The following is a 9,228-nucleotide window of genomic DNA, read 5'->3' on the forward strand; positions in this document are numbered from 1 at the left end:
GGAACCAATGAACAAATTTACCCCCGAGTATCGAAAATATCTTCTCCGGCCAATCCCTGACCGGAAGCTTTCACCCTCTGAGCGAACCGATCGCAAAGAGCTTTACCAAATTATCCAGCAAGAAAGATCCAACGACGATTCACCCCCTGCCCCATCCAATTACACGCCAGTTGACCCATATCTCAACGACAACCGCAAGGGCCTCGGCGGCGCTTCAAGGAGTGACTAATGACTCACGCTCACGACGACATCAGGGTTGGCACACTATGCCTTCCCTTCATTGGTAACGGCTGGCTAATGCCATGGGGTGAAGTGGTCAGCAATCCATTAAAGGCGCAGCGGCTCGCTGAGGAATATCGGGAAAGGCAGGAGGCGGCATGAAATACGGAAGCGTGTGCAGCGGAATCGAAGCTGCCAGTAAAGCGTGGGAACCTCTCGACTGGAAACCTGCCTGGTTCTCTGAAATCGAACCATTCCCCTCAGCCGTCCTCGCCCATCACTGGCCGGAAGTAACCAACCTCGGCGACATGACCAAAATCGCCGATGCGGTGCGCGCTGGTGAAGTAGAAGCGCCTGATGTTCTGGTCGGCGGTACGCCTTGCCAGGCATTCAGTATCGCAGGCTTGCGTGAAGGCCTGTCTGATGACCGCGGCCAGTTAACCCTATCTTACGTGGAATTAGCCAATGCAATCGACGCAAAGCGCCGCGAACGCGGTGAGCCAGAAGCAATCATCGTCTGGGAAAACGTCCCCGGCGTGCTCAGCAGCAAAGACAATGCCTTCGGGTGCTTTCTGGCAGGACTTGCCGGAGAAAGCAGTGAGTTGCAGCCAGCAGGGGGAAAATGGACGCACGCAGGTTGTGTGTCTGGACCAGAAAGGGTTATCGCCTGGCGCGTCCTTGATGCTCAATTTTTCGGAGTGGCCCAACGCCGCCGCCGTGTGTTTGTTGTCGCAAGTACTCGAAAAGGATTCGATCCCGCAGCGGTACTTTTTGAGCTCGACTGCGTGCGCCGGGATTCTGCGCCGAGCAGAGGCGCGGGGAAGGCAACTGCCGGAACTACTGGAAGCTGCGTTAAAGTCGGTAGCCACTGGGATAACCCAGCAAACCCACACCCAACCCTCAACCAGTCACACAACATCGGAGGAATAGGCCAGAGCAATCAGGAACTATTCAGCCAGCGCGGAAGCGGCATAACAATAGCTACCTCTGAAACAGTAGGATGCATGTCCTCAAGTGGAGACACAAAAAACAAACATGGTTTTGGTTGGGGGCAGCAGGACTGGCAGAACGGATATTGTCAACCTGTCATAACTCAGTCTGTCAACGGCGATATCGCGCACACACTGAAAGCGGAAGGATTTGACGGCAGCGAAGACGGCACTGGTCGCGGAACGCCGATTATCGCTATGGCTCACGGGCAGGGGGGTGCCGAGATTAAAACGGACAATTCCGCGCCTACGCTCACCTGCAACCACGAAGCGCCTATCGCTGCTTACGGCATTCCTGGCAACTGGATAGGCCGCGCACCGGAGAACGGAGGCAACGCAACAGAACCTATGCATGATGTTGCACCGTGCCTTACCGTTGCCGACCGGCATGGAGTCGCAATGAGTATGTCAGTTCGCCGTCTCACACCGATTGAGTGCGAGCGCCTTCAGGGCTTTCCTGATAATCACACTCTGATCGGCTGGCGCGGAAAGGATGCTGCTGAATGCCCGGACGGGCCGCGCTACAAAGCTATCGGCAATAGCATGGCAGTACCGGTAATGCGCTGGATTGGTGAGCGCATCGCCGCAGCGCTGCCGATTGAACAACCTACTCCGCGAAACTGGCAGCGCCCGTTCCTGAAATGGGCTGGCGGGAAATATTCGCTGCTTCCGGAACTGGATCGCCTGATCCCCGCGGGGAAACGCCTCGTTGAGCCATTCGTTGGGGGCGGATCGGTATTTCTCAACTCCGAAAAACACGAATCTTTCCTACTTGCTGACGTCAATGCAGATCTGATTAACCTCTATCAGATGCTTGAAGTTGACCACATCAGAGTATGCTCGCTTGCCAAAATATTGTTTGAGCGCGCCAACAGTGAGGTGGCGTACAAAGAGCTTCGGGATGAGTTTAATAACCAGCGAATGGGCGCGCCGGAGCGCGCAGCAGCCTTTCTCTTCCTCAATCGACACTGCTTTAACGGCCTGATTCGATACAACCGTGATAGTTTCTTTAATGTTGGCTGGGGCAAGTACGAAGCGCCCTATTTCCCAGAGATTGAAATAAAGGCATTCAAGCAGAAGTCGCATAAATGCGTGTTCCTGAATGCTGGATATCGCAGAACCCTGGCGCTGGCCGGTGAAGGTGATGTGGTTTACTGCGACCCGCCGTATGAGCCGTTGCCTGGTACCGCAGGTTTCACAAATTACGCCGCAGGCGGTTTCTCATGGGCTGATCAGATTTCACTTGCGGAAAGCTGTGTAGCAGCACACCAGCGAGGCGCGAAAGTTCTTATCAGTAACTCAACAGCGCCACGAGTTCTTGAGCTTTATGAGCAGCACGGATTCATCCTTCACCATGTTGATGCCCGGCGGGCGATATCCAGCAAGGGCAGTACGCGTGAGACGGCGAAGGACATCGTCGCCACTTTGGGGGTTTAACCATGACGCCAGAAACAGACAACGCCATCCGCTCAGCCTGCCGCCGCTGCACCGAGGAAATCCAGCAGGCCATGCGCAAGAAGCCAAAGCCTAACTGGAACGAAACGGTGCCTCCCATCATCAACAAGCACCACAAGAAAATTGAAGTTCTGGGAGTTAGCCTCCTGGAGTTCGTCGTATACACAGGCAGGCTTAATCGCCGCTTCGGAGTGGAATCGTGACCAAATACGCGAAACTGGATAGTGAGGTGTTAAGCGCTATCGGTGCGCATCCAACCTCGTTTTCGGAGCTGTTTAGCCCTTCCGTCAGGCAGGAGTGCCTCGTCATTGCTGAGGCAGAAGGAAAGCACCCAATGGACGTCTTCCGCATTCTTGACCGCCGGCTCCAGTCTCTCAGGAAGCTTGGTGTTATTCAGCACGTCAAAGGTAAAGGGTGGATTCAGCCATGAAATCGCAAATCACCAGGTCGCTATCGCGGCCTTTTTTATTGCTGGCGTTCACATTCAACCGAATTAACCGACATTTCCGGGAGCATTGACCATGGCAGACATCATCGATACCGCAGCAGAGATTGAAGAGCTTCAGCGTAACGCTGCCCTTTCCGCTCACCGAGTAAACCGCAACGCTGTATCAGCTGAGCGTTGTGAAGAATGCGACGAAACAATTCCCGAGCCGCACCGCGCTGCCGTTCCCGGCTGCAAGACGTGCGCGGAGTGCCAAGGCGTCATCGAGTTGAGGAATAAGCAGAGGGGGGTCCAGTGAAAGAGCGCGGAATGATTTTTAACGCCGAGATGGTGCGTGCCATCCTCGACGGCCGGAAGACGCAGACGCGTCGAATCATGAAAAACCAGCCTGCCGGAGATTACCCAGACACACCAGCCCTAATCAGAAATGTGGATGGTGGTTTTCAGTGGTACGGGCATTACGGAGAAAGCAGCATTTTCAATTGCCCTTTTGGCGCTGTCGGCGATCACATCTGGGTTCGGGAGACATGGGCCCAATTGGGTAATGAAGACGGGTGCCCCATTGACTGGAACGACAACCTTGTCAAAGGCGGCGGGCCTGAAGCAGCACGTATTTATCGAGCCAGTTGCGAGCAGAAAGAAGGTAATTATGGCCTGTGGTCGATTCCAGATGATGCCTACTGGAAACCACATACTGACGATCTTCAGTACGATGGGACATGGTGCCCATCAATTCACATGCCGCGCTGGGCCAGTCGTCTAACTCTGGAGATTACCGGAGTGCGAGTTGAGCGATTGCAGGCCATTACCCTTGGGGATATCTGTAAGGAAATCGGCTGTGGTCTTTACGACTTCCGCCCTGCTACTTATGGATTTCAGGTGTGGGAAGAACTGTGGAAGTCAATCTACGGCGAAGAAAACTGGCAGGCCAACCCCTGGGTATGGGTAATCGAATTTAAGGTGGTGCCCAATGTTCAGGATAATCCAGCCTAACACCTGGTACACCGATCCCCACGGCGAGCCCTGCAAAATCCTCCGAGCTACCCACGAAGTCATCCACTACATCCGCAACGGTCGCACCTGCATTGCCAGCATGGGCCGCTTTAATCAGGATTTCGAGCCGCTGACCAAAGCACAGGCCGAGCGGATCGCCGAAGAAATCGAAACAGCAGAGCACATCGAAAAATTAAGGAGCATGAGACGTGATCGGAATACTCAAGCCGGTACCGGAGTCGCAGTGGCCGGTACGATGCCACGACCCCAAGCGGAGCAACGTGTGGGCTAACTCTTACTTTCTGGTCCAGGAGTTTCAGGAAGACAACGGTTTCATTCGCCTGACGGTGAATACCACCAGCATTGGCAGTTCCGGACGGTGGAAGGATGGCATCAGTTGGGATGCGCTGCAGGAGATAAAGTCATCCGTGGGCTATGGCGATCGTGATGCCGTGGAGATTTACCCGCGGGATTCTGATGTGGTGAACGTGGCGAACATGCGTCACCTGTGGATTACGCCGGAGCCAATTAGCTTCGCCTGGCGGAAGTAATTTAACGCTGCGTGCACAGCGCGCGGCATGAGGAGAGGCTATGCGCATTGAAGAGTTACCGAAATTACCGAAGCTGTTCCGCGTTATCGAGGTTGACCTGGATGTGCTGCGCAACGGGATTGGTTCTGGCTGGGGGGTTATTTTCGACCAGGACGCCGTCGTTAAGCGAAAGGTCCGCCGAGTCAAGCATGACGGCGGCTGGAAGTGGCAACTGGTTCGTGAATGGCACGATCAGGAGCTGTGGGATTATTGCTTCGAACAGGACCGGGAATGTCTTGAAAACCTCAACTACGACCTGTGCCTTATGCAATGACGCAACTGATAGCCAGTTATGAGCTGGCTATTGGGTGCGAAAGCACTGCTCCGTTATCCCTTTTGCCCGGCCCCGCGCCGGGTTCTTTTTTTCTGATTTCGAATAATCAACACGACGCAACAGACGTGGGTATACTCACGCCGGTTGCCAGGAGTCATCTATGGCACAGGTCATTTTCAATGAAGAGTGGGTTGTTGAGTCCAGACTCACCGAAAGAACCGGTCTCACAGAAGGCCAAATCAAAAATTACCGACTGAAGCTTTGGGTTGAAGGGGTTCATTTCAAGCATCTTACAGCCCTGGGGCAAACCGACAATTCCAAAGGATTGCTCTGGTACAACCTACCTAAAATAAACCAGTTAGTGCAGGATATCTGATGAATCTCCCTACCGGCGTAGAGCTACATAACGGAAAAATCCGCATCACGTTTTACTATCGTGGCGTGAGATGCCGCGAGGTTCTTCGCGGCTGGCTGGTGAACAACAGCAATATAAAGAAAGCTGGCAATCTGAGGGCAATGATTGTCAGTGAAATTCAGATGGGTACTTTCGATTACGCAACCCGCTTTCCTGAATCAAAGGCGTTGAGCAAGTTCGGTACCACAAAGCGGATAAACACTTTTGCGGAATTATGCGAGCTCTTTACTGACTCAAAGGCGCTGGAGGTATCTCATGCCACTATGCTCACGATCCGTTCAACGGTAAACACCCTCAGGCGCGTTGTTGGCGACATGACAGCCTTAACTGACATACAGAACGCCGACATACTTTCATATCGTCGCGAGCTGTTGTTTGGTGAGGTGGTGAATCCCGGTTTACCGAATTTTAAGAAGCAGGGCCGATCACCAGCACGCGTAAATACTCTAATGAGCGCCCTCAAAGAGATGCTCAGGATAGCTCACCGCAGCCAGTTCATATCTCATACGCCATACGAAGGCATATCGACATTAAAGGTATCGAAACGAACTCCTGATCCTCTTACATTTGACGAATACCAGGCATTCATCGCTAATCTCTCTAAACAGCACTCGCTTTTATGGATTGTGGCTATTCATACCGGTCTGAGGCACGGTGAACTCTGCGCTCTCGCATGGGAAGATGTTGACCTGTTAAATGGAGAGATTCATGTCTCACGGAACCTGACCCGGAAAGGCTTATTCGTACCGCCTAAGACGGATGCCGGGATCAGGACAATTACCCTGCTCCAGCCTGCTCTGGATGCTCTGAAAAAACAGTTTGAGCTTACTGGCCATCTACCGCAGCACGAGATCGTCTATCATCATCGTGAGCATGGTAAAACTGAAATGCAGGTTATCAGGCCAGTATTCGTTCCATCGAGTCGATCGACAAGAAAGGTCGGGTACTATTCGAAAAATTCTATATCCTATGGATGGAAGAATGGCTTACGTCGTGCTGGCGTTCGTAACCGGCATCCGTACCAGTCCAGACACACCTACGCATGCTGGTCGCTTTCTGCTGGGGCAAACCCTTCCTTTATTGCAACTCAGATGGGCCATGAGGATTCAAGGATGGTTTATGAGGTTTACGCGAAGTGGATCGGTGATATGGACAAGGACCAGGTTGCCATCATAAACAAGAGAATTCTTGCCAACATGCCCCCGCCACGCCCCCAAGGCGATTTGAAGTTGAAGAAAATCCTTTGAATTCAGAATGAAACAACATTAAGTGATAAATTTTCATGAATTATTGAGCTGGCAAAACCTCCCCTCTGTTTCATTCAGGATATATAGGTTACTCTTTTAATTACAGACTGTGGTGACAGTAGTAAGGAGACCTGTATGGCCAAGTATCAAAACATGCTGGTAGCTATCGATCCGAACCAGGACGATCAGCCGGCATTACGACGTGCTGTGTATTTACATCAACGGATTGGTGGCAAAATCAAAGCGTTTTTGCCGATCTATGACTTCTCGTATGAGATGACCACCCTTCTGTCGCCTGACGAACGCACCGCTATGCGTCAGGGCGTCATCAGCCAGCGTACCGCGTGGATCCGCGAACAGGCGAAGTATTACCTGGAAGCGGGTGTGCCTATTGATATCAAAGTGGTCTGGCACAACCGGCCTTTCGAAGCCATCATCCAGGAAGTTGTCGCCGGTGGGCACGACCTGCTGCTGAAGATGGCGCACCAGCACGACAAGCTGGAATCCGTGATCTTCACCCCGACCGACTGGCACCTGCTGCGCAAATGCCCTTGCCCGGTCTGGATGGTGAAAGACCAGCCGTGGCCCGAAGGCGGGAAAGCCGTGGTGGCGGTAAACCTCGCGAGCGAAGAGGATTACCATAATTCGCTCAACGAGAAGCTGGTGAAGGAGACCATCCAGCTTGCCGACCAGGTGAATCATACCGAAGTGCATCTGGTGGGCGCCTATCCGGTCACCCCGATTAACATTGCCATTGAGCTACCGGAATTTGACCCGAGCGTGTACAACGACGCGATCCGCGGTCAGCACCTTCTGGCCATGAAAGCGCTGCGCCAGAAATTCAGCATTGATGAGAAAATGACCCACGTGGAGAAAGGACTGCCTGAAGAGGTGATCCCGGACCTGGCGGAACACCTGCAGGCGGGGATTGTGGTGCTGGGCACCATCGGCCGGACCGGTATTTCTGCCGCGTTTCTCGGCAATACCGCCGAACAGGTGATCGACCATCTGCGCTGCGACCTGCTGGTCATTAAGCCGGATGAGTACCAGACGCCGGTTGAGCTGGACGATCCGGAAGACGATTGATCCCTGAAGCCCGGCGGCGCAAGCTTGCCGGGCCTACAAAACCGTAGGCCGGGTAAGCGTCAGCGCCACCCGGCAATAAAAAAACCGCCGGATTCGGCGGTTTTTTCGTCTCAATGCAACTTACAGCGCTTTCAGAATCGCATCCACGCTGGCTTTAGCATCGCCAAACAGCATGTGGGTGTTCTCTTTGAAGAACAGCGGGTTCTGAACCCCGGCATAGCCGGTATTCATGGAACGTTTAAACACGACTACGTTCTGCGCCTTCCACACTTCCAGAACCGGCATACCGGCAATTGGGCTGCCCGGATCGTCCTGTGCAGCAGGGTTAACGGTATCGTTGGCCCCGATGACCAGAACCGTGTCGGTATCCGAGAAATCATCGTTGATCTCATCCATTTCCAGCACGATGTCGTAAGGCACTTTCGCCTCCGCCAGCAGCACGTTCATGTGGCCCGGCAGACGCCCTGCCACCGGGTGAATACCAAAGCGCACCTTGATGCCCCGCGCGCGCAGCTTCTCGGTGATTTCCGCCACCGGATACTGTGCCTGCGCCACCGCCATGCCGTAGCCTGGGGTGATAATGACCGTGTCCGAGTTTTTCAGCATGTCTGCGGTCTCTTCCGCAGAAATTTCACGGTGCTCGCCCACTTCTTCATCCGCACTGGAAGAAGACCCATCGGTGCCGAAACCACCGGCGATGACGCTAATGAACGAACGGTTCATCGCCTTACACATGATGTAGGACAGGATCGCACCGGAAGAACCCACCAGGGCACCGGTGACGATCAGCAGGTCGTTGCTCAGCATAAAGCCCGCCGCCGCTGCCGCCCAACCGGAGTAGGAGTTCAGCATCGAAACCACCACCGGCATATCGGCACCGCCGATGGACGCCACCAGGTGCCAGCCGAAGGCCAGCGCAATAATGGTCATGACCAGCAGCGCCAGCACCTGCAGCCCCACGCTTTCGGTACGCACGAAGACCACCAGCAGGACAAACGACACCACCAGCGCCGCCAGGTTCAGCTTATGGCGGTTTGGCAGCATCAGCGGTTTAGAGGAGATCTTCCCGCGCAGTTTGCCGAACGCCACAATGGAGCCGGTGAAGGTCACCGCACCGATGAAGATACCGAGGAACACTTCCGTCAGGTGAATGTTCACCAGAATCGGTTCCAGACCCGGTTCGTGGTACAGGTAGCTGTTGAAGCCCACCAGCACCGCCGCCAGACCCACGAAGCTGTGCAGAATGGCAACCAGCTCCGGCATCTCGGTCATTTCAACGCGTTTTGCCAGGCGAATACCAATCGCACCGCCGACGATCATCGCCACCAGGATCCACGCTACGTTGCCGGTATCCGGCCCGAAAATGGTGGCAATCAGCGCAATCGCCATCCCGGCGATACCAAAGTTATTTCCCTGCTGAGACGTTTCGTGTTTGGAAAGCCCCGCCAGACTGAAAATAAACAGGATTGCAGCAACAATGTATGCAGCTGTGACTAATCCTCCAGACATATGCTA

At 54.0% G+C, this 9,228-nt stretch carries 13 protein-coding genes; 12 read left to right on the forward strand and 1 reads right to left on the reverse strand.

The window, feature by feature from the left end; translation table 11 throughout:
- Positions 1-7: 7 nt before the first annotated feature.
- The 12 genes from ACJBF3_RS06270 to uspE all read left to right on the forward strand — a co-directional run bounded on the left by ACJBF3_RS06270 (position 8) and on the right by uspE (position 7,713).
- Positions 8-229, forward strand: coding sequence for a hypothetical protein (locus tag ACJBF3_RS06270; RefSeq protein WP_047717812.1), 222 nt, complete (start codon positions 8-10; stop codon positions 227-229).
- Positions 229-381 (forward strand): DUF1317 family protein, encoded by a 153-nt coding sequence (locus ACJBF3_RS06275; protein WP_006809793.1) that lies wholly within the window; start codon positions 229-231, stop codon positions 379-381. Before ACJBF3_RS06270 ends, ACJBF3_RS06275 begins: the two co-directional genes overlap by 1 nt.
- The gene (locus tag ACJBF3_RS06280) at positions 378-2,645 is read left to right on the forward strand and encodes a Dam family site-specific DNA-(adenine-N6)-methyltransferase (protein WP_284968192.1); all 2,268 of its coding nucleotides are present in this window, start codon (positions 378-380) and stop codon (positions 2,643-2,645) included. Before ACJBF3_RS06275 ends, ACJBF3_RS06280 begins: the two co-directional genes overlap by 4 nt.
- A 2-nt stretch (positions 2,646-2,647) precedes the next feature.
- The gene (locus tag ACJBF3_RS06285) at positions 2,648-2,866 is read left to right on the forward strand and encodes a hypothetical protein (RefSeq protein WP_284968191.1); all 219 of its coding nucleotides are present in this window, start codon (positions 2,648-2,650) and stop codon (positions 2,864-2,866) included.
- 318 nt (positions 2,867-3,184) lie between these two features.
- Positions 3,185-3,406: a TraR/DksA family transcriptional regulator gene (locus ACJBF3_RS06290; RefSeq protein WP_063923935.1), complete on the forward strand. Its 222-nt coding sequence runs from the start codon at positions 3,185-3,187 to the stop codon at positions 3,404-3,406.
- Between the two features lie 11 nt (positions 3,407-3,417).
- Positions 3,418-4,101 carry a hypothetical protein gene (locus ACJBF3_RS06295; RefSeq protein WP_186436264.1) on the forward strand — a complete coding sequence of 228 codons (684 nt, stop codon included), beginning with the start codon at positions 3,418-3,420 and terminating at the stop codon, positions 4,099-4,101.
- Positions 4,079-4,393, forward strand: coding sequence for a DUF4222 domain-containing protein (locus tag ACJBF3_RS06300; RefSeq protein WP_102053938.1), 315 nt, complete (start codon positions 4,079-4,081; stop codon positions 4,391-4,393). The genes ACJBF3_RS06295 and ACJBF3_RS06300 overlap by 23 nt, the downstream gene beginning before the upstream one ends.
- Positions 4,383-4,652, forward strand: coding sequence for a hypothetical protein (locus ACJBF3_RS06305; RefSeq protein WP_223239933.1), 270 nt, complete (start codon positions 4,383-4,385; stop codon positions 4,650-4,652). Before ACJBF3_RS06300 ends, ACJBF3_RS06305 begins: the two co-directional genes overlap by 11 nt.
- A 40-nt stretch (positions 4,653-4,692) precedes the next feature.
- Entirely contained in the window at positions 4,693-4,965 is a 273-nt protein-coding gene (locus ACJBF3_RS06310) for a hypothetical protein (RefSeq protein ID WP_045328204.1), read from the forward strand.
- Between the two features lie 160 nt (positions 4,966-5,125).
- Entirely contained in the window at positions 5,126-5,341 is a 216-nt protein-coding gene (gene xisR / locus ACJBF3_RS06315; protein WP_047717825.1) for an excisionase family protein, read from the forward strand.
- Positions 5,341-6,627 (forward strand): Arm DNA-binding domain-containing protein, encoded by a 1,287-nt coding sequence (locus ACJBF3_RS06320; protein ID WP_406544836.1) that lies wholly within the window; start codon positions 5,341-5,343, stop codon positions 6,625-6,627. The genes xisR and ACJBF3_RS06320 overlap by 1 nt, the downstream gene beginning before the upstream one ends.
- 135 nt (positions 6,628-6,762) lie before the next feature.
- Positions 6,763-7,713: a universal stress protein UspE gene (uspE, locus tag ACJBF3_RS06325; RefSeq protein ID WP_032640084.1), complete on the forward strand. Its 951-nt coding sequence runs from the start codon at positions 6,763-6,765 to the stop codon at positions 7,711-7,713.
- Between the two features lie 120 nt (positions 7,714-7,833).
- On the opposite strand, the gene pntB is transcribed toward uspE, so the two are convergent.
- Positions 7,834-9,222, reverse strand: coding sequence for a Re/Si-specific NAD(P)(+) transhydrogenase subunit beta (gene pntB / locus ACJBF3_RS06330; protein WP_045329100.1), 1,389 nt, complete (start codon positions 9,220-9,222; stop codon positions 7,834-7,836).
- Positions 9,223-9,228: the final 6 nt, after the last annotated feature.

The sequence above is a fragment of the Enterobacter sp. PP-008-ECC_S150 genome (genome assembly GCF_045257065.1).
Classification (GTDB): Bacteria; Pseudomonadota; Gammaproteobacteria; order Enterobacterales; family Enterobacteriaceae; genus Enterobacter; species Enterobacter chengduensis.

Excerpts from the sequence above, each read along its gene's own strand:
- ACJBF3_RS06270 (WP_047717812.1), top strand. The coding sequence starts at position 8 with ATGAACAAATTTACCCCCGAGTATCGAAAATATCTTCTCCGGCCAATC.
- ACJBF3_RS06275 (WP_006809793.1), top strand. The coding sequence starts at position 229 with ATGACTCACGCTCACGACGACATCAGGGTTGGCACACTATGCCTTCCC.
- ACJBF3_RS06280 (WP_284968192.1), top strand. The coding sequence starts at position 378 with ATGAAATACGGAAGCGTGTGCAGCGGAATCGAAGCTGCCAGTAAAGCG.
- ACJBF3_RS06285 (WP_284968191.1), top strand. The coding sequence starts at position 2,648 with ATGACGCCAGAAACAGACAACGCCATCCGCTCAGCCTGCCGCCGCTGC.
- ACJBF3_RS06290 (WP_063923935.1), top strand. The coding sequence starts at position 3,185 with ATGGCAGACATCATCGATACCGCAGCAGAGATTGAAGAGCTTCAGCGT.
- ACJBF3_RS06295 (WP_186436264.1), top strand. The coding sequence starts at position 3,418 with ATGATTTTTAACGCCGAGATGGTGCGTGCCATCCTCGACGGCCGGAAG.
- ACJBF3_RS06300 (WP_102053938.1), top strand. The coding sequence starts at position 4,079 with ATGTTCAGGATAATCCAGCCTAACACCTGGTACACCGATCCCCACGGC.
- ACJBF3_RS06310 (WP_045328204.1), top strand. The coding sequence starts at position 4,693 with ATGCGCATTGAAGAGTTACCGAAATTACCGAAGCTGTTCCGCGTTATC.
- xisR (WP_047717825.1), top strand. The coding sequence starts at position 5,126 with ATGGCACAGGTCATTTTCAATGAAGAGTGGGTTGTTGAGTCCAGACTC.
- ACJBF3_RS06320 (WP_406544836.1), top strand. The coding sequence starts at position 5,341 with ATGAATCTCCCTACCGGCGTAGAGCTACATAACGGAAAAATCCGCATC.
- uspE (WP_032640084.1), top strand. The coding sequence starts at position 6,763 with ATGGCCAAGTATCAAAACATGCTGGTAGCTATCGATCCGAACCAGGAC.
- pntB (WP_045329100.1), bottom strand. The coding sequence starts at position 9,222 with ATGTCTGGAGGATTAGTCACAGCTGCATACATTGTTGCTGCAATCCTG.